General features: G+C 70.2%; 15 protein-coding genes and 4 pseudogenes. 11 read left to right on the plus strand and 8 right to left on the minus strand.

Features of this window, described 5'->3' with window-relative positions; genetic code table 11:
* Positions 1 to 76: 76 nt before the first annotated feature.
* Positions 77 to 1,099: a hypothetical protein gene (locus tag KSF81_RS00290; RefSeq protein ID WP_217377233.1), complete on the minus strand. Its 1,023-nt coding sequence runs from the start codon at positions 1,097 to 1,099 to the stop codon at positions 77 to 79.
* 220 nt (positions 1,100 to 1,319) lie between these two features.
* Between KSF81_RS00290 and ndk the strand changes: the two genes are divergently transcribed.
* Positions 1,320 to 1,742 carry a nucleoside-diphosphate kinase gene (gene ndk / locus KSF81_RS00295; protein ID WP_217377234.1) on the plus strand — a complete coding sequence of 141 codons (423 nt, stop codon included), beginning with the start codon at positions 1,320 to 1,322 and terminating at the stop codon, positions 1,740 to 1,742.
* A gap of 94 nt (positions 1,743 to 1,836) precedes the next feature.
* Here the strand turns inward: ndk and KSF81_RS00300 are convergent, their stop codons facing one another.
* From KSF81_RS00300 to purM, 3 genes and pseudogenes are all read right to left on the minus strand, one after another.
* Entirely contained in the window at positions 1,837 to 1,995 is a 159-nt protein-coding gene (locus KSF81_RS00300; RefSeq protein WP_217377235.1) for a hypothetical protein, read from the minus strand.
* Positions 1,996 to 2,005: 10 nt separating this feature from the next.
* Positions 2,006 to 2,719: a phosphoribosylglycinamide formyltransferase gene (purN, locus tag KSF81_RS00305; protein ID WP_309139682.1), complete on the minus strand. Its 714-nt coding sequence runs from the start codon at positions 2,717 to 2,719 to the stop codon at positions 2,006 to 2,008.
* Positions 2,719 to 3,784, minus strand: a pseudogene (gene purM / locus KSF81_RS00310) (phosphoribosylformylglycinamidine cyclo-ligase). The gene purN and the pseudogene purM overlap by 1 nt, the downstream one beginning before the upstream one ends.
* A gap of 178 nt (positions 3,785 to 3,962) precedes the next feature.
* On the opposite strand from purM, the gene KSF81_RS28750 reads away from it, so the two are divergent.
* From KSF81_RS28750 to KSF81_RS31750, 8 genes and pseudogenes are all read left to right on the plus strand, one after another.
* Entirely contained in the window at positions 3,963 to 4,736 is a 774-nt protein-coding gene (locus tag KSF81_RS28750; protein WP_254453288.1) for a hypothetical protein, read from the plus strand.
* 43 nt (positions 4,737 to 4,779) lie between these two features.
* On the plus strand, positions 4,780 to 5,325 hold the full coding sequence (locus KSF81_RS00315; protein WP_309139429.1) for a CDP-alcohol phosphatidyltransferase family protein: 546 nt from the start codon (positions 4,780 to 4,782) through the stop codon (positions 5,323 to 5,325).
* Between the two features lie 46 nt (positions 5,326 to 5,371).
* Positions 5,372 to 6,520, plus strand: coding sequence for an AI-2E family transporter (locus KSF81_RS00320; RefSeq protein ID WP_309139430.1), 1,149 nt, complete (start codon positions 5,372 to 5,374; stop codon positions 6,518 to 6,520).
* A complete protein-coding gene (locus tag KSF81_RS00325; protein WP_217377238.1) occupies positions 6,517 to 7,299 on the plus strand; it encodes a chromosomal replication initiator DnaA in 783 nt (260 codons plus the stop codon). The genes KSF81_RS00320 and KSF81_RS00325 overlap by 4 nt, the downstream gene beginning before the upstream one ends.
* 9 nt (positions 7,300 to 7,308) lie before the next feature.
* Complete coding sequence (locus KSF81_RS00330; RefSeq protein ID WP_217377239.1) at positions 7,309 to 9,510, plus strand: RNA degradosome polyphosphate kinase; 2,202 nt, start codon at positions 7,309 to 7,311, stop codon at positions 9,508 to 9,510.
* A gap of 158 nt (positions 9,511 to 9,668) precedes the next feature.
* Positions 9,669 to 10,379, plus strand: a pseudogene (locus tag KSF81_RS31740) (Ppx/GppA family phosphatase); the annotation flags it as partial.
* 127 nt (positions 10,380 to 10,506) lie between these two features.
* Positions 10,507 to 10,833 (plus strand): annotated as a pseudogene (locus KSF81_RS31745) (Ppx/GppA family phosphatase); the annotation flags it as partial.
* 91 nt (positions 10,834 to 10,924) lie between these two features.
* Positions 10,925 to 11,056 (plus strand): hypothetical protein, encoded by a 132-nt coding sequence (locus KSF81_RS31750; protein WP_375293292.1) that lies wholly within the window; start codon positions 10,925 to 10,927, stop codon positions 11,054 to 11,056.
* Positions 11,057 to 11,271: 215 nt separating this feature from the next.
* On the opposite strand, the gene rnd is transcribed toward KSF81_RS31750, so the two are convergent.
* Positions 11,272 to 12,456 (minus strand): ribonuclease D, encoded by a 1,185-nt coding sequence (rnd, locus tag KSF81_RS00340; protein WP_217377240.1) that lies wholly within the window; start codon positions 12,454 to 12,456, stop codon positions 11,272 to 11,274.
* A 139-nt stretch (positions 12,457 to 12,595) separates the two neighbouring features.
* Here rnd and aspS point away from each other — a divergent pair.
* Together aspS and KSF81_RS00350 are read left to right on the plus strand one after the other, a co-directional pair.
* Positions 12,596 to 14,408: pseudogene (gene aspS, locus KSF81_RS00345) on the plus strand (aspartate--tRNA ligase).
* A gap of 30 nt (positions 14,409 to 14,438) precedes the next feature.
* Positions 14,439 to 15,284: an EipB family protein gene (locus tag KSF81_RS00350; protein ID WP_254453289.1), complete on the plus strand. Its 846-nt coding sequence runs from the start codon at positions 14,439 to 14,441 to the stop codon at positions 15,282 to 15,284.
* 165 nt (positions 15,285 to 15,449) lie between these two features.
* Here the strand turns inward: KSF81_RS00350 and KSF81_RS00355 are convergent, their stop codons facing one another.
* The 3 genes from KSF81_RS00355 to KSF81_RS00365 all read right to left on the minus strand — a co-directional run bounded on the left by KSF81_RS00355 (position 15,450) and on the right by KSF81_RS00365 (position 18,151).
* A complete protein-coding gene (locus tag KSF81_RS00355; RefSeq protein WP_217377241.1) occupies positions 15,450 to 15,926 on the minus strand; it encodes a hypothetical protein in 477 nt (158 codons plus the stop codon).
* Positions 15,893 to 17,020 carry an ABC transporter substrate-binding protein gene (locus KSF81_RS00360; RefSeq protein ID WP_217377242.1) on the minus strand — a complete coding sequence of 376 codons (1,128 nt, stop codon included), beginning with the start codon at positions 17,018 to 17,020 and terminating at the stop codon, positions 15,893 to 15,895. The genes KSF81_RS00355 and KSF81_RS00360 overlap by 34 nt, the downstream gene beginning before the upstream one ends.
* Positions 17,021 to 17,188: 168 nt before the next feature.
* Positions 17,189 to 18,151, minus strand: a complete 963-nt coding sequence (locus tag KSF81_RS00365) for an acyltransferase (RefSeq protein WP_217377243.1) — start codon at positions 18,149 to 18,151, stop codon at positions 17,189 to 17,191.
* Between the last annotated feature and the right edge of the window lie 217 nt (positions 18,152 to 18,368).

The following is an 18,368-nucleotide window of genomic DNA, read 5'->3' on the forward strand; positions in this document are numbered from 1 at the left end:
CGCTGGCCCAGTCGATCAAGATGAGCACCTACCTGAACGGGTTTCTGGAATTGACCTAATATCTATTGGGCCAATTTTATGAATTTGCAAATACCCCTTCGAGCCAATCGATAATAGATCGGCACATGAAATGAAATTCTTCGGGCGGCAAATCTTCAATTTTCGATTTCTTTCCCTGGTAAATCCAGATTATATTTTTCCCATGTGCGGCATGACCTCTTGCTGCCCAACAAGCTTTCATAAATTCGTAAAGAGAATGCTTTTCTTTGGAAAGGTTCCTTCCAAATTTCTTTTCAAATCCTGCCGTTATGTGTTTCAATAGATTAGTTTCGCCAACATTCAGGCTTTTGATACTGATGTTTCTAGCTTTAAGTATTTTGTCTCTCTGCCTCTCCCACATGGAACACATCAATATTATGCATGTTGGCCAATTTTTCAGGCTATATTGATGCTGAATTTCACAAAAAGTGAGTTCGTGTTCGGCAGGCCACTCCTCTTTGCACGCCAGCAAGAAAGATTCGCTCCATACTTCAGGCGAAATAGATTTCGCCGTTTGTGGAGGTGTAATTTGCCTTACTGTTGCGATTGGAGCACTTTCTACGTTTTGATCTCCGCTCATTTGAAATAATAAATGTTTATTGCCAGTCAGGCCTTCAGCGGGCACGCCTATCCACCACTGCCCTGATTTTACGCGCAACCAGTCAGTGAATGCAGAAACGAAATTTTCGCAGTTCACTTCTGTTGACTGCGATCCGTAGAATTCAACGATTAAAGTATCTTTGAAACGACTAAACTGACCAGCATCTTCATCGCCGAAAGCAAGTTTTATACTAGGGGCTTGGCCCAATACAAGATTTGGCAGCGCCGCCATCTTAAATGGTCCTGACATCGGAGGCGAACCGACAAAAATATTAGCGAAGCTCTCCGAATCAAATTGTGGGATAGGTCTCCAAGTCGGCTTGGCTATCCGAACCGGAGGTTGCAACGCTACCTTATGACCCCTGTAGTTGCCTACCATCCGGAATATTTCTGCTGCCTCATCTAAAATCATCGCGCCGGAAAAACTGAATATACTTAACTCTCCAGCGGGCGTTATCATCCGTTTTTTCCTAACTACGTTTAAACTCAGCTTTAGTATCGCGAATTTCGCGAGCATATACTTGCTAACTTTATGCCTCAAATGGCCAAAAATGTAAACGTTTTTATAAGGCAACAACGCCGGGCGGACACTGAACTGAGAGAGAGCCAATCGGGAGGCGGGCTTGCATCCAGTCCTCAGCCCGCTTATCCGGCCGCGACACTATGTATGGAACGCTCCCATGGCCCTCGAACGCACCCTTTCCATCATCAAGCCGGATGCCACCCGCCGGAACCTCACCGGCAGGATCAACGCCAAATTCGAGGAGAAGGGCCTGCGCATCATCGCGCAGAAGCGCCTGAAGCTCTCCGCCGAGCAGGCCGGCGAGTTCTACGCCGTCCACCGCGAGCGGCCCTTCTACAACGACCTGGTGGCCTTCATGACCAGCGGCCCGGTGGTGGCGCAGGTGCTGGAGGGCGAGGGCGCGGTGGCCAAGAACCGCGAGATCATGGGCGCCACCAACCCGGCCAATGCCGCCCCCGGCACCATCCGCAAGGAATTCGCGGAGAGCATCGAGGCGAACAGCGTGCATGGCTCGGACAGCGCCGAGAATGCGGCGGCCGAGATCGCCTTCTTCTTCGCCGGCATCGAAATCGTCGCCTGAGCAGGCTGGATCGGCCGCCGGAAGCTTCCCGGCGGCCGATCCGCATTGCTCATGGCCCGGCCCAGACCCCCCGGGTCTGCAGCCCTCGGCCGCGTCAGGCCACGAAGACCAGCAGCGCGATCAGCACCAGCGCCGTCACCAGCAAGGACCAGGTAAGGAACTGGGTGAAACCCTCCCAGCCGCGTTCCCGCTCGGCCAGGATGTCCTTCGTCTCGACGGCGCTGAATTCGTAAGACTCCTGATGCTCGGCCACGGCCTTTTCCCTATTCTGGTCCCGCCACTCGGGGCGTCGGTGTAAGAAGCGCGAGCGGTCCCGGCAAGGGGTTCAGCAAAGCCGTCCCCGGCGCCACCGCTCCCGCCACCATGGCACGTCCGGCCGCGATCCGCACCCGCCCGGCCGCCAGCCAGGCCAGCGCCGCCGGATAGACCCGGTGTTCCTGCTCCAGCACCCGCGCCGCCAGCGCCGCCGCCGTGTCGCCGGGCAGCACCGGCACCGCGGCCTGGGCCAGGATCGGCCCCTCATCCACCCCGGCGCTGACCAGGTGCACGGTGCAGCCATGCAGCCGCACCCCGGCCGCCAGCGCCCGCTCATGCGTATCAAGGCCAGGGAAGGCCGGCAGCAGGGAGGGATGGATATTCACCAGCCTGCCCTCCCAGGCCGCCACGAAGCCCGGCGTCAGCACCCGCATGAAACCGGCCAGCGCCACCAGTGCCACGTCATGGTGGAGAAGCTCGGCTTGCACCGCCCGCTCGAACCCCTCGCGGTCGCCGCGGAAGGGGCGGCTTTCCACCACTGCCGTCGGCACCCCGGCGGCGGCGGCGAGCGCCAAGCCGCCGGCATCGGCGCGATTGGCCAGCACCAGCGCGATCTCCGCCGGATAGGCGGGATCGGCCGCCGCCGCCAGCAGCGCCGCCATGTTGGAGCCGCGGCCGGAGATCAGGATGGCGGTGCGGGTCCGGCCTGGCCGCCCGGCAATCACCTGGGCCAGCCCTCGGGCAGATTCTCCACCCGTAGCCCGGCCGGGCCCTGGCCGGCGGCAAGCTCGCCGATGCGGAACACCGTCTCGCCCGCCTGGCGCAACCGGGCCGCGGCATCCTCGGCCGCCGCCGCCGGCACCACCGCCACCATGCCGATGCCGCAATTGAACACCCGCAGCATCTCGTCCGCGGCGATGTTCCCCGCCGCGGCCAGCCAGGCGAAGACCGGCGGCACCGGCCAGGTGGCGGCATCCACCACCGCCTCCAGCCCCGCCGGCAGCACGCGCGGCAGGTTGCCCGGCAGGCCGCCGCCGGTGATATGCGCGGCGGCCTTCAGCAGCCCGGCCTTGTGCAGGGCCAGCAACGGCTTCACGTAGATCCGGGTCGGCGCCAGCAGCGCCTGGCCGAGCGTCTGGCCCCCCCCTTTCGCCCGACGCGAAGGGCGCGGGATCGGCCAGGGACAGTCCGGCCGCCTCCAGCACGCGGCGCACCAGGGAGAAGCCGTTGGAATGCACCCCCGCGCTGGCGAGGCCGAGCAGCACATCCCCCGGCGCGAGGTTGCTGCCCGACAGCAGCCGGTCGCGTTCCGCCGCGCCCACCGCGAATCCGGCGAGGTCGTAATCCTCGGCCGCATACATGCCCGGCATCTCGGCGGTTTCGCCGCCCACCAGGGCGCAGCCGGCCTGGCGGCAACCCTCGGCGATGCCGGAGATCACCGCGCGGGCCTGTTCCAGCCGCAACCGGCCGGTGGCGAAGTAGTCCAGGAAGAACAGCGGCTCGGCGCCCTGCACCACCAGGTCGTTCACGCACATGGCGACGAGGTCGATGCCCACCGTGTCGTGCTGCCCGGCATCGATGGCCACCCGCAGCTTGGTGCCGACGCCATCGGTGGAGGAGACCAGCACTGGGTCCTTGAAGCCGGCCGCCTTCAGGTCAAACAGCGCGCCGAAGCCGCCGAGCCCGCCCATGCTGCCGCGGCGGGAGGTGGCGCGGGCCAGCGGCTTGATCGCTTCGACCAGCGCGTCGCCGGCCTCGATATCCACCCCGGCATCACGGTAGGTCAGGCTTCCCGGGGAGGAGGATTCGGGGGGAACTGGTCAGGGCGGCCTCCGATCGGCTACAGGGCAACATATCGTCCGATGATCCTGGCGCCATGAGGCGCGGCGGTCCGAATCGGCCGGCGGAACATCCGGGAGAGACGGAGAGCCGATGCTGGGTTGCAGAACGGGCTCCGGGCCGGCCATGCCGGCCGGCCGCGGCGGAAACAACCACGCGCGCGGCCGCTTCGCAACCGCGGCGCTGCTGCTTGCCGGCCTTCTCGCAGGCCTGCCCGCCTGGCAGCCGGCGGCCGCGCAGGACCTGGCGGCGCCGGAGGCTGCCGCCATGCCGGCGCCCTCCGGCCTGCTCAACCTGACGCAGCGCGGCATCCCGGCCGAGGCCACCGCCGAGAACGGCGTGCTGGCGCGCGACCGGGCGCTGGCCGCCGGCCGCCGCATCGCCTGGGACCGGCTGGTGGCGGAGGCCGGGGCCCCGCCCATCAACCTGTCGGACGGGCAGATCGAGAATCTCGTCTCCTCCATCGTCATCGAGCAGGAGCGCACCTCCCCGACCCGCTATACCGGCCGCATCACGGTGAATTTCAGCGCCGGCCGGGTGCGCTCGGCACTCGGGTCGCGGGTGCCGGGCCTGGCCGGGACCGCGGCGCCCGGCGAGTCGGCGGTATCGGCGCCGGCGCCATCGAGCCCGGCCTCAAATTGGCTGGAGGTCGTCGCCACCTATCGTTCCATGGGTGAATGGCTGGAATTGCGACGGCGGCTGAGCGGCGCGGGGCCGGTCGCCTCGGTGGAGATCCAGGCACTGGCGGTGGATGCGGCGCGGCTCCGGCTCGGCCTGCGGGCGCCGCCGCCGATCGCGGCCGGGGACCTGGCCGCGCTCGGCATCGCCCTGGTGCCGGCGGCGGGGCCAGGGCCGGGCTTCGGCGAATCCTGGCGGCTGGGCCTTGCCGGAGGCGGCTGAGACGCGCGCGCGCCCCGAAAGCGGCGGCGAGGCGGCCGGCGCCGTGAGCAATGCGCTCGTGACCCTGCCCAACCTCATCACCCTGGCCCGGCTCTGCGCCGTGCCGGCGGCCATCTGGCTGATCCTGCACCACCGGCTCGACCTGGCCTTCGGCGTCTTCGTCGGCGCCGGACTCTCGGATGCGGTGGATGGCTGGCTAGCGCGGGTGCTGAATGCCCGCTCAGCGCTCGGCGCGCTGCTCGACCCGGTGGCGGACAAGGCGCTGCTGGTCTCGGTCTATGTGGCGCTGGCCGGCATCGGCGTGCTGCCGGACTGGCTGGCAATCCTGGTGGTATTCCGCGACCTGGTGATCGTGGGCGGCGTGCTGCTGCTCTGGGTGCTGGGGCAGCCGCCGGCGATCCGGCCGCTCTGGATCTCCAAGCTCAATACCCTGGTGCAGCTTGCGCTGGCGGCGCTGGCGCTGTTCCTGGCCGGCTTCCGGTTGCAGGCGGATGCGCTGCTGCTGGCCATGATCTGGGCGGTGGCGACCACCACCGCGGCCTCCGGCATCGCCTATGTCGTCTCCACGCTGCGCCGGCCCAGGGCCTGACCGCAACGTGAAGCTGATGCCGCAAGCGCCGCCCCCCGCGCCCGCCGTGACCCGCCCCCTCGCGGGCGAGCCGGCGCCAGCGCCCGGCCGCGGCCGCCCGCTGCCGGTCGGCCCCCGCGTCGCCACCAGGGCGCAGCGGATCGGGCTGGCGGCCGGGGTGGCGCTGGTGCTGCTGTTCAGCCTCTGGCTCTTCTCGGCGATCCTGACGCCCTTCGTCCTGGCCGCCTTCATCGCCTATTTCCTGGACCCGCCGGCCACCCACCTGGCGCGGGTCGGCGTGCCGCGCGGACTTTCGGCGCTGCTGCTGATCCTGGCGCTGGCGGCCGTGGCGCTGCTCTGCCTGCTGCTGCTCTATCCGCTGCTGGTGGCACAGATCACCGTGCTGCTGCAGCGCCTGCCGAGCTACGTGCTCGGCATCGGCCAGGCCGTGCGGGAGGCGCTGGCGGCGCTGGCGGAACGCCTCGGGCCGGATTTCATGGATACCGGGCTGCAGGAACTGGCGGTGGGGCAGGCCGGGTCGGTGATCTCCTTCCTCGGCACCGCGCTGGCGCGGCTGATCGGTGGCGGCGTCGCGCTGTTCTACGTCTTCACCCTGGTCACGGTCACGCCGGTGGTGGCCTTCTACCTGCTGCGCGACTGGCCGCGCATCCTGATCCGCCTGGATGCCTGGCTGCCGCGCCGCTCCGCCGCCACGCTCCGGCAATTGGCGCGGGACACGGACCGCGTGCTCTCGGCCTGGCTGCGGGGGCAGTTCATCTGCTGCGCGCTGCTCGCGGTGTATTACGCGGCGGCGCTCTCGGCAGTGGGGCTGGAGCTTGGGCTGACCGTCGGGCTGCTGGCGGGCATCCTGTCCTTCATCCCCTATGTCGGCTCGGTCACCGGGATGGTGACCGCCGTGACCCTGGCGCTGGCGCAATTCGGCACCTGGAACGGGGTGCTGCTGGTGCTGGCGGTGTTCCTGCTGGGCCAGGTGGTGGAGGGCTACATCATCTACCCGCGCCTGCTGGGCGACCGGGTGGAGTTGCATGCGGTCTGGGTGATCTTCGCGCTGTTCGCCGGCGGTGTCGCCTTCGGCTTCCTCGGCGTGCTGCTGGCGGTGCCGATGGCGGCGGCGATCGGCGTGGTGGCGCGCTACTGGCTGCGGCGCTACCTGGAAAGCCCGCTCTACCTCGACCCGCCGCGCACCGGGCTATGAGCGCCGCGCAGCCCGGCCAAGCCGCCCGACAACCGGCCCGGCAACTGGCCCTGCCCCTGCCCTTCGCCGCCTCCCACGACCCCGCCGACCTGCTGGAGGACGAATCGAACCAGGCGGCGCTGGCCTGGCTGCGGCGGCCGCAGGACTGGCCCGGCGGCCGCCTCGCCCTGTTCGGCCCGGCCGCCACCGGCAAGACGCATATGCTGCGCGGCCTGGCCGCCGCGCGCGGGTGGCCGGTGCTGGAGGGCCCGCGGCTGCGCGGCCTGGCGGCGCTGCGTGGCATGCCGGAGGTGCCGCCCGGCCCCGGCCTCGCGGTGGACGATGCCGATTGCGCGGCGGAGGAGGAGGCGCTGCTGCACCTGCTGAACCTCTGTGCCGAAGGCGGCCAGGCCGTGCTGCTGGCGGGGCGGGAGGCGCCGGCGCGCTGGCCGGTGGCCTTGCCCGACCTCCGCAGCCGGCTGCGCGCCATGACCGCGGTGGCGGTGCTGCCGCCCTCGGATTCGCTGCTGGCGGCGCTGCTGCAGAAGCATTTCACCGACCGGCAGTTGCGGGTCGATCCCGGGGTGCAGGCCTGGCTGCTGCCGCGCCTGCCGCGCGAGGCCGCGGCGGTGGCCGAGGCGGCCGCCCGGCTCGACCGCGCGGCGCTGGCCACCGGCGGCCGGCTGACCCGCAGCCTGGCCCGCGCCGCCCTGGCCGACCTGCCCGGCTTCGGCGCCACGGATGACGATTCGACGCCCGAGCAAGACGGCGGCTCCACCTCGACCCCGCGGCTGCTGTAGGCTGCCTGCATGTCCCTCGCCGAAGCGCTGCCACCCGCCCTTCCCGCCATCGCGCCGGATTCCCCGGACCGCTTCATCAACCGGGAGCTGTCCTGGCTGGATTTCAATTCGCGGGTGCTGGAGGAGGCGGCCAATCCGCGGCATCCGCTGCTGGAACGGCTGCGCTTCGTCGCCATCTCCTCCTCGAACCTGGACGAGTTCTATTCGGTGCGGGTCGCCGGGCTGATCGGCCAGGAACGCGCCGGCATCGCCAGCCCCTCGCCGGATGGCCGCACGCCCTCGCAGCAGATGGCCGCCATCCATGAACGGGCGCGGTCCCTGATCGCGGACCAGCACCGGGAATGGCACACGCTGCGCCGCCTGCTGCGCGAGGCCGGCGTCTGCCTCCTGGACGCGGTGGAATTGTCGGAGGCCGACCGGACCTGGCTGCAGGACTGGTTCATGGAGCGGGTCTTCCCGGTGCTGACGCCGCTGGCGGTGGACCCGGCGCATCCCTTCCCCTTCATCGCCAACCTGGCGCTCTGCATGGCGCTGAAGCTGGTGCGGGAGGAGGATGGCGGCACCATGCGGGCGCTGCTGCCGCTGCCGCCGCAGGTGGACCGCTTCATCCGCCTGCCCTCGCCCGCCCCGGGCGGAGCGGCCGGCGCCGACCGCAGCATCCGCTTCGTGCTGCTGGAGGACCTGATCGTCCTCTGCCTCGGCCGCCTCTTTCCAGGCTTCATCCCGGCCGAGCGCGGGTTGTTCCGCCTGATCCGCGACACCGACGTGGAATTCGAGGAGGAGGCGGAGGATCTGGTGCGGTCCTATGAGACCGCGCTGAAGCGCCGCCGCCGCGGCCGCGCCATCCGCCTCTCCGTCACCGCCGACACGCCGGCCGACATGGTGGGCTTCGTCGCCGAGGAACTGGCTGCCGACCGCACCGGCGTCTTCGTGGTGGATGGGCTGCTCGGCCTTTCCGACCTGAAGCAGCTGATCGTGGAGGACCGGCCGGACCTGCTCTTCACGCCCTATACGCCGCGCTTCCCGGAACGCATCCTGGATTATGGCGGGGACTGCTTCGCGGCGATCCGCGCCAAGGACATCGTGGTGCACCACCCCTACGAATCCTTCGATGTGGTGGTGCAGTTCCTGCGCCAGGCGGCGCGCGACCCGAATGTGGTCGCCATCAAGCAGACGCTCTACCGCACCAGCCGCGACAGCCCGATCGCCCGCGCCCTGATCGAGGCGGCCGATTCCGGCAAATCCGTCACCGCCATGGTGGAGCTGAAGGCCCGCTTCGACGAGGAGCGCAACATCGCCCTCTCGCGCGAGCTGGAGGCCGCCGGCGTGCAGGTGGTCTTCGGCTTCGTCGAGCTGAAGACCCACGCCAAGGTCAGCCTGGTGGTGCGGCGCGAGGGCCAGGCGATGCGCAGCTACGCGCATTTCGGCACCGGCAACTACCACCCGATCACCGCGCGCATCTATACCGACCTCAGCTTCTTCACCGCCGATCCCGGCCTGACCCGCGACGCCGCGCGGCTGTTCAACTACATGACCGGCTATGCCCGGCCGGAGACGATGGAGGCCCTGGCCTTCGCGCCGCTGACCATCCGCCCGGCGCTGCTCGGCCTGATCGAGCAGGAGATCCGCTTCGCGCGGGAAGGCCGTCCGGCCGGCATCTGGCTGAAGATGAACAGCCTGGTGGACGAGCAATTGATCGATGCGCTCTACCGCGCCAGCCAGGCCGGGGTGCGCGTGGACTGCGTGGTGCGCGGCATCTGCTGCCTCCGCCCCGGCATGCCTGGCCTGTCCGAGAACATTCGCGTGAAGTCCATTGTCGGGCGCTTCCTGGAACATTCGCGGATCTGCGCCTTCGGCAATGGCCACCGGCTGCCCAGCCGCCGCGCCCGGGTCTTCATTTCCTCGGCGGACTGGATGGCGCGGAACATGGATTGGCGCGTTGAGACCCTGGTGCCGGTGGAGAATCCCACGGTACATGCGCAGATCCTGGACCAGATCATGGTGGTGAACCTGAAGGACACGGCGCAGTCCTGGGAATTGCAGGCGGATGGCCATTGGCGGCGGCTGCCGGCAGGGCTGCATCCGGTCTCGGCGCATGAGTATTTCATGACCAACCCCTCGCTCTCCGGCCGCGGCAGCGCGCTGAACCCACCGACCCGCACGCCAGCCGTGGGCAGGCGGCCCCGGCAGAACCGGGTGGCGCAGGACTGAACGGCTTGGACACGCCTGCTTCCCTCTGGCCCGGCGCCGCCTGCGGCGGGGTCCGGCCGCCGCGCTGCGGCGTGGTCGATCTCGGCTCGAATTCTGTCCGCCTGGTGGTTTTCGAGGGGCGCGGCCGCAACCCGCAGGCGATCTTCAACGAAAAGGCGGTGCTCGGCCTCGGCCGCGGGGTGCAGGCTTCCGGCCGGCTGAACGAGGAGGCGATCGGCCCGGCGCTCACCGTGCTGGCGCGCTACCATGCCGTGGCCCGCGCCATGCACGCCGAGCCGCTGGAGGTGCTGGCCACCGCGGCGGTGCGCGACGCCGCCAACGGCCCGGGATTCGTGGCCGGGCTGCAGGCGCGGATGCCCGGCGTGCCGATCCGCATCCTGACCGGCGACGAGGAGGCGCGGCTTTCCGCCGACGGCGTGCTGATGGGCATTCCCGGCGCCGATGGCATCCTGGGCGATCTCGGCGGCGGTTCCCTGGAAGTGGTGCGGCTGGAGGCCGGGCGGGCGGTGCGCGCCGCCTCCCTGCCCATCGGTGTCATCCGCCTGGCGGAGCGGGCCGGCAATGACGTCGCCCGCGCCCGCGGCATCGCCGAGCAGGAGCTTGGCCGCCAGCCCTGGCTGGCCGAGGGCGCCGGCCGCGACCTCTATCTGGTGGGCGGCGCCTGGCGGGCGCTGGCGCGGATGCATATCGCCCAGACCGGCTACCCGCTGGCCATCGTCCACCACTACGTGCTGCGGCGGGAGGAGGCGCGGGACCTGGCCGGGGTGGTGATGGCCGCCTCCCGCCGGATGCTGGAGCGGATGCCGGGCGCGCCGCAGAAGCGCCTGGGCGACCTGCCCTTCGCCGCCGTGGTCATGCGCCGCCTGCTGCGCGCCACCGGGGCCGGCCGCGTGGTCTTCTCGGCCAATGGGCTGCGGGAGGGCTGGTATGGCAGGCTGCTGCCGGACCCGGTGCGGCAGGCCGATCCGCTGCTGACGGCAGCGCGGGGAATTGGCGGTGGATTGGGGCCGCGACCCCGAGCTGCCGCCGGCGCTGCTGGCCTGGACCGACCCGCTCTTCCCGGAGGAGGGCGCGGCCGACCGCACCCTGCGCGAGGCCGCCTGCTGGATCTCCGACATCGGCAGCCACGACCACCCGGAATACCGGGCGGAGCAGGCTTTCCTCAGGGTGCTCAGGCGGAACGGCATCGGGCTCGACCACCATGGGCGGGCCTTCCTCGCGCTCAGCGCCGCGCTCCGCTACGAGGCCGAGCCGGGTGCCGCCTTCCTGGCGCCGACGCGGGTGCTGCTGGATGCGGCGGCCCTGCGCCAGGCGGAGACGCTGGGGGCGGCGCTGCGGCTCGCCTATACGCTCTGCGGCGGCACCCCGGGAATTGCTGGCCGGCACCAGGCTGGCCCGGCATGGCGACAGGCTGGTGCTGCGCCTAGCGGAGGGCACCGGCGTCTTCGCCGGCGAAAGCGTGCTGCGCCGGGTGGAGGCGCTGGCGGCCTCGCTCGGGCTGGAGGCGGTGGTGGAGGTGGCGGACCGGGAGGCGGTTCCGGAATAGAGCGGATCGCGGACGGATGTGAACGTCCGGGAGCGTGAATCTGCTCTGCAAACAAGGAGCTACGGCGGATTCGCGTTCAGGAATGAACGCTAGAGCATGATGCGTTCACCTTCGTTCACGCATCATGCTCCAGGCCTTTGTTTGATCGCGTGATTCACGCTTTTCGCTGCGAGCACCTCAAGCGATCACGCTCTAATCCGCCGTAGCCCGCCGCCCTATTCCGCCCCGATCAGCTTCACCCGCCGGCCATCGACGCCGAGCGCCAGCCGCCCGGCCTTGAGCGCCAGCGCCGACTCGCCGAAGACCTCGCGGCGCCAGCCGCGCAGCGCCGGCAGGTCGGGATGCGCCTCGGTGGCCAAGCGGTCGAGGTCGTCGCTGCTGGCGAGCAGCTTTGGCGCCACTTCATGCTCCTCGCTCTTGGCGGCCAGCAGCACCTTGAGCAGCGCCACCAGGGCCGGCGAGGGCGAGGGGCCGCCGCGGTCGCGGGGCGCCTCGGGCAGGTCCGAATCGGGCAGCGCCTTGGCGGCCTGGATCGCGGCGAGCAGCCCGGCGCCGCTGCGGCCCTTGGCGAAACCCTCCGAGATGCCGCGCGCCCGCGCCAGGTCGGCCGGGGTCTCCGGCCCGGTGGCGGCCACCTCCAGCAGGGTTTCGTCCTTCACCAGGCGCTGGCGGGGGATGTTGATGCGCTGCGCCTCCCGCTCCCGCCAGGCGGCCACGGCGCGCAGCAGGCCGAGGAAGCGGCGGTTGCCGGTGCGGGCCTTCAGCCTTTCCCAGGCGGTCTCGGGGTCGACGCGGTAGGTGGCGGGCTGGTCGAGCACCGCCATTTCCTGCGCCACCCATTCCATCCGCCCCTCGCGCTCCAGCCGGTTGCGGAGCGCGGTGTAGATCTTCCTGAGATGCGTCACATCCGCCGCCGCATAGGCGATCTGCGAGGGCGAGAGCGGCCGGGCCGCCCAGTCCGAGAAGCGATGCGCCTTGTCGATCTGCGCGCCGGCCAGGGCCCGGCAGAGCTGGTCATAGCTCACCTGGTCGCCGAAGCCGGCCACCATGGCGGCAACCTGGGTATCGAAGAGGGGCGTCGGCACGGCATCGGATTTCAGCAGGAAGATCTCGATGTCCTGGCGCGCGGCGTGGAAGACCTTCACCACCTTGCGGTCGGCCAGCAGGGCGCCGAGCGGGGCGAGGTCGAGATCGGGGGCGAGGGCATCCACCACCGCCACCTCCTGCTCGCCGCCCAATTGCACCACGCAGAGCTCGGGCCAGTAGGTCCGCTCCCGCATGAATTCGGTATCGACCGTGACGAAGGTCTCATGCCGCAGCCGCTCGCACAGGGCGGCGAGATCGGCGGTGGTGGTGATGAGGGCCGGAACGGAGTCCGGGGCAGGCGGGCGACGGCTCATGGGCCGCGGTTCTAGACTGCGGGAGGCGCGGGGAAAAGCCGGGCCGCGGGGCCGGGGTTGACTTCCGCCGCGGGGCGACCCTCTCTGCGCTGCCATTTCCGGCCGGCATTTCCGGCCGCCATCCAGGGTTCCCCGACCAATGCACGCCTATCGCACCCATACCTGCGGCGCGCTCCGCGCCTCCGATGCCGGCTCGACCGTCCGCCTGTCCGGCTGGGTGCACCGCAAGCGCGACCATGGGGGGCTGCTGTTCATCGACCTCCGCGACCATTACGGCCTGACGCAATGCGTGGTGGCGCAGGGCTCCCCGGTCTTCGAGGCGGCCGACCGGCTCCGCCCGGAAAGCGTCATCACCGTGACCGGCGAGGTGGTGCGGCGCGAGGGCGCCACCATCAACCCGCGCCTGCCGACCGGCGAGGTCGAGCTGCGGGTGCGGGAACTGAACGTGCAGTCCGAGGCCGGGGTGCTGCCGATCCAGGTGGCGGGCGAGGCCGATCCCCGGAGGACCTCAGGCTGCGCTACCGCTTCCTCGACCTCCGGCGGGAGAAGCAGCACCGCAACATCATGCTGCGCGCCGGGGTGATCGCCTCCATCCGGCGGCGGATGATCGAGCAGGGCTTCACCGAATTCCAGACGCCGATCCTGACGGCGTCGAGCCCGGAAGGGGCGCGCGACTACCTGGTGCCCTCCCGCCTGCATCCCGGCACCTTCTATGCGCTGCCGCAGGCGCCGCAGCAGTTCAAGCAATTGGCCATGGTGGCGGGCTTCGACCGCTACTTCCAGATCGCCCCCTGCTTCCGTGACGAGGCGAGCCGCGCCGACCGCTCCCCCGGCGAGTTCTACCAGCTCGATTTCGAGATGAGCTTCGTGACCCAGGAGGACGTCTTCGCCGCGATCGAGCCGGTGCTGGCCGGCGTCTTCGAGGAATTCTCCGCATTCTCCGGCACGAAGCGCATGGTGACGCCTGCCCCCTTCCCCCGCATCCCCTTCGACCAGGCGATGCTGGATTCGGCTCCGACAAGCCGGACCTGCGCAACCCGCTCCGCATCCGCGACGTGACCGAGCAGTTCCGCGGCGGCGCCTTTGGGCTTTTCGCCCGCGCCGTCGAGAAGGGCGCCGTGGTGCGCGCCATCCCGGCGCCGGGCGCCGGCGGCAATCCCCGCAGCTTCTTCGACAAGCTCAATGAATGGGCGCGGGAGAGCGGCGCCGGCGGCCTCGGCTACATCACCTTCGAGGCCGGCGAGGCCCGCGGCCCCATCGCCCGCAACCTGGAGCCGGAGCGCGCCGCCGCGATCCGCGACGCCTGCGGCCTGAAGGACGGCGACGCCGTGTTCTTCGCCGCCGACAAGGCGGAGGCGGCGGCGAAATTCGCCGGCCAGGTGCGCAGCCGGCTCGGCCAGGAGCTCGGCCTGATCGAGAAGGACGCCTTCCGCTTCTGCTGGGTCACCGATTTTCCGATGTACGAGCGCAACGAGGAAACCGGCCAGATCGATTTCAGCCACAACCCCTTCAGCATGCCCCAGGGCGAGCTGGAGGCGCTGAACAGCATGGACCCGTTGCAGATCAAGGCCTTCCAGTACGACATCGTCTGCAACGGCATCGAGCTCTCCTCCGGCGCCATCCGCAACCACCGGCCGGACATCATGATCCGCGCCTTCGAGATCGCCGGCTATTCGGCCGAAGTGGTGGAGAAACGCTTCGGCGGCATGCTGAACGCCTTCCGCTACGGCGCGCCGCCGCATGGCGGCTCTGCCCCCGGCATCGACCGCATCGTCATGCTGCTGGCCGATGAGCCGAATATCCGCGAGGTGATCCTCTTCCCGATGAACCAGCAGGCCGAGGATCTGATGATGGGCGCCCCTGCCCCGGTGGAGCCGGCGCGGCTCCGCGAACTGCATATTCGCCTGGACCTGCCGCCCGCCAAGGGTGCGGCCGGCGGCAGGACACCCTAAGTGGGGCGCTTGCTCCTGAAGGAGGCCCCGATGCCCCTGCGCCGCCACCTCTTCGCCGCCCTGCTCGGCACCGCCTGCCTCCTGCCCGCCGGCATCGCCTCCGCCCTGGCCCCGGCCCAGGCGAAGGCGGCGGAACCGGGGGCGGAGGCCATGGCCGCGCATCGCGCCGCCTATCACCTGACCCTCGACCGGGTGCGGGACAATTCCGACATCGCCCGGGCCGAGGGGGTGATGCTCTATGAGGTGGTGGATGCCTGCGACGCCTGGGCCACCAGGCAGCGCTTCACCCTGATGCTCACCGACCGCGACGGACAGCAGGTGGAGACCGCCTCCGACTACTCGACCTACGAGACGAAGGACGGGCGCAGCATCCGCTTCTCCTTGACGCAAAGCTCGCAGGGCGCCGTCTCCCAGCGCGTGACGGGCGAGGCGGAGGTGACGCCGGAGGGCGGCCGCGTCCGCTATACCGACCCGGCCGCGAAGGAGGAGGCACTGCCGCCCGGCACCCTGCTGCCAATGCTGCATACCATCCGCGCCCTGGCCACCGCGCGGGCGGGTTCGCGCATGCTGGTGGCGCCGCTTTTCGACGGCACCAGCCCGGACGGGGCGCAGGACACCACCACGGTGATCTCCGGCTGGCAGGCGGCGCAGCCGAATGAGCGCTTCCCCGTGCTGTCGCCGCTCGGCAGCGCCCGGATGCGGATCGCCTTCTTCGACCGCAAGGACACCAGCGGCGGCGGCGCCAGCGCGCCGGATTACGAGGTGGGGCTGCGCTACTTCGAGAATGGCGTGGCGGATGACCTGAACATGGATTTCGGCGAGTTCAGCGTGGACGGCAAGTTGCAGGAACTGGCGATCCTGCCGGGCGGTTGCTGACCCCGCTTGTCTCCCGCGGGCCGGTTCACGCCCTCCGGCTGCGCCTCCGGACGACCGGGTTGTCTTGCCGGCCGGTTCACGCCCTCCGGCTGCGCCTCCGGACGACCGGGTTGTCTTGCCGGCCGGTTCACGCCCTCCGGCTGCGCCTCCGGACGACCGGACGGCTCACCCCCGCCTGAGATTCCACAGGAAGGGGTTCGGCCCCTGCAATACGCCTGAGAGGTCGCTGCGGAAGGCCGTGCGCAGCCGGAACATGCCGGTCGGCGCGAAGGGCACCGCCTCCCAGGTCGCCTGCTGCAGGGCGTCCATGGCCCGCGCCTGCCCTGCCTCGTCCGGGGCGTTGATCCAGGCATCCACCTGCGCCTCCACCGCCGCGTCGGAGGGCCAGCCGAACCAGGCGCGATCCCCGTTCATGCGGATGATCGGGCTGACCGCGGGGTTGGCGACGGCGGCGGCAGGGAAATTCGTGTTGTGCAGGTTCCAGCCGCCGCGCGCCGGCGGCTCCCGGCTGGCGCGGCGGGCGACGGTGGTGGCCCAGTCGCTCTCCACCAGGTCGATGTTCACGCCGAGGCGCCGCATCAGGTCCGCCGTCACCCTGCCCTGCTGCGTCACGGCGGCGAAATCGGTGGGATTGACCAGCACCACCCGCTCCCCGGCATAGCCGGCCTCGCGCAGCGCCGCGCGGGCCTGGTCCAGGCTGCGCGGGGCGGGCGCGATCCACGCACCCCGGGCAGGCCGCAGGGGAAGACCGCGTGGCATTCGCTCCAATCCCCGGGCAGCGCCACCGCGGCCATGTAGTCCGGCTGCGCCAGCACGTCGCGGATGGCGCGGCGCAGCCGCACGTCGTTGAAGGGCGGGTGCAGGTGGTTGAAGCGGAGGAAGCCGAGGAAGCCGTTCGGGTCATAGACCTGGGTGGTCACGCCGCGGTCCCGCTGCAGCACGGGCACGAGATCGGGCAGCGGGTATTCGATCCAGTCGATCTCGCCGGTCCGGAGCGCCGCGACGGCGGTGCCGCCATCCGGGATCCAGACCAGTTCCAGCCGGTCGAAATGCACCCGCTTGCCGCCCGCCGCCGCCTCGGCCGGTTCGTCGCGGGGGATGTAGTGCTCGTTCCGCGCATAGGCCGCCTGGCTGCCCTGCACGAACTCGCCAGGCAGGAAGCGCCAGGGGCCGCTGCCGACCATCTCCGTGAGGGGGCGGTCGGGTGGCGTGCCGGCCAGGCGTTCCGGCATGATGAAGCAGGGGCTGGCGGCGGGCTTGGCCAGCGCATCGGCCAGGGCCGGAAAGGGCCGGTGCAGGCGGATGCGAAGGCTGTGGTCCTCCGGCGCGGTGTACTCCGCCACGGCGCGGGCCAGCACCTGGCCGAACCCGTCCCGCACCGCCCAGCGGCGGATGGAGGCGATGCAGTCCCGCGCCCGCACCGGCTCCCCGTCATGGAAGCGGAGGCCGTCGCGCAGGCGGATGGTCCATTCCAGTCCATCGGCCGAGACCTGATGCCCCGCTGCCATCTGCGGCCGCGGCCGCAGGCGGGAATCCGCGCCGTAGAGCGTGTCGAAGACGCAGAAGCCGTGGGTGGTGACGATGGTGGTTGGATTGAAGATCGGGTCCAGCACCGCCAGCGCCGCCTGCGGCATGAAGCGCAGCGTCCTGGCCCGCGCCGTGGCCTGGGCGAGCACCCGCCGGCCCGGCACGGCGAGCGGCGCCAGGGCGGCGGTGAGCAGCGAGCGGCGGCGCATCAGGCATCCTCCAGGCGCGGGGCGCGGCGGCCGGACCAAGGGTGGCTGCACGCTGCCGCGCCAGGGGGGTTTCTCGGCCATTGGCGGGCCCCGGGCAAGCCGCCGGGGCTACGGGGCCGGGCGGTGCCTAGGCCGGCCCCGCAAGGTCGCGGCGCCGGGGAGGCTTGCTCAGCCCAATCCGTGCCCGGCGGGCGACTCCGTGGTCGCGCCGGCGCGGTGCGGCCGCCGCGCCAGCCGCCGTTCCAGCCAGCGCGCCAGGTCCCGCGACGGCGCCTCCACCAGCCGGTGCATCACCGCCGAGGCCAGCAGCGCGACGGGCAGGCCGCTGACGAGGATGACCCAGAAGGGCAGCTTGCCATAAAGCAGGAACAGCCAGGCCACCATGACGGGCGCATGCACGAGATAGAGGCTGAAGGAGACCTTTCCGAGCCAGACCAGCGGCCCCCGCCGCAGGGTCTGCCGGAACCGCCCGGGCTGCTGCGCCAGCACGATCAGCAGCACCGAGGCCAGATAGGCCGCGAGATCCGCCTCCAGCCCCAGCAGCGCCACCGCCGCGAGGCCGGCTGCCCGGCACTGGCCGGCGGTCAGCGGTGGCAGCGGCCCGGCCAGCGCCAGCGCGGCACCGCTGCCGATGCCGAGGGCGAAATAGGAACTGGCCACCACCGTGCTGTGCAGTTGCGGCCCGAGATGCACCGCATTCTCATTGGCGCCCCCCAGCACGCCGATCGAGGTCATCGCCGTGGCCAGCGCCAGCAGGGACCAGACCCGGCCCCGGAACAGCAGCACCAGCGGCAGGAACAGCGTCAGCCGCCATTCATGCACCAGCGACCACAGCACCGGGTTGAGCGTGGGATAGCCGGTATCGGTCTGCAGCAGCGCCATTTCCCGCAGGGCGGCGGGCAGGTTCGGCGGCTCCGCCCAGAGATGCAGGCGGCGCTCCCAGAGCGGCCCCTGCAGCAGCGCCGGGTCCACCACCGCGAAATACAGGGCGGCCGAGAGCAGCACGGAGGCCGCCACCGGCAGCATCAGCCGCGCGCTGCGCTGCACGGCGAAGGCGAGCAGCCCCGGGGAGCCGCCCCGCAGCAGCGCCCGCGTCAGCACGTAGCCGCTGAGCACGAAGAAGAACAGCACCGGCCCGCGGCCGAATTCCCAGGACCCGCAGCGGCGAGAAATGCATCAGCGTGTGGAAGATGCGGTCGGGCAGCGGGTCGCCGAAGGGATAGGGAATGTCGGCGATCCGCAGGGCGTGATGCACCAGCACCAGGAAGGCGGCGGCACCACGCATGGCATCGAGTTCCGGCAGCCGGGACGACGGGGCGCCAGCCTGGGTCTGGATCTTCTGCATGTC

Source organism: Siccirubricoccus sp. G192, from assembly GCF_019084075.1.
In the GTDB taxonomy this organism is placed as follows: Bacteria; Pseudomonadota; Alphaproteobacteria; order Acetobacterales; family Acetobacteraceae; genus G192.

What these genes read in the sequence shown, in the direction of transcription:
- KSF81_RS00350 (WP_254453289.1), top strand. Translation starts at nt 14,439, where the DNA reads ATGCCCCTGCGCCGCCACCTCTTCGCCGCCCTGCTCGGCACCGCCTGC.
- KSF81_RS28750 (WP_254453288.1), top strand. Translation starts at nt 3,963, where the DNA reads ATGCCGGCCGGCCGCGGCGGAAACAACCACGCGCGCGGCCGCTTCGCA.
- rnd (WP_217377240.1), bottom strand. Translation starts at nt 12,456, where the DNA reads ATGAGCCGTCGCCCGCCTGCCCCGGACTCCGTTCCGGCCCTCATCACC.
- ndk (WP_217377234.1), top strand. Translation starts at nt 1,320, where the DNA reads ATGGCCCTCGAACGCACCCTTTCCATCATCAAGCCGGATGCCACCCGC.
- KSF81_RS00330 (WP_217377239.1), top strand. Translation starts at nt 7,309, where the DNA reads ATGTCCCTCGCCGAAGCGCTGCCACCCGCCCTTCCCGCCATCGCGCCG.
- KSF81_RS00325 (WP_217377238.1), top strand. Translation starts at nt 6,517, where the DNA reads ATGAGCGCCGCGCAGCCCGGCCAAGCCGCCCGACAACCGGCCCGGCAA.
- KSF81_RS00290 (WP_217377233.1), bottom strand. Translation starts at nt 1,099, where the DNA reads ATGATAACGCCCGCTGGAGAGTTAAGTATATTCAGTTTTTCCGGCGCG.
- KSF81_RS00360 (WP_217377242.1), bottom strand. Translation starts at nt 17,020, where the DNA reads ATGCGCCGCCGCTCGCTGCTCACCGCCGCCCTGGCGCCGCTCGCCGTG.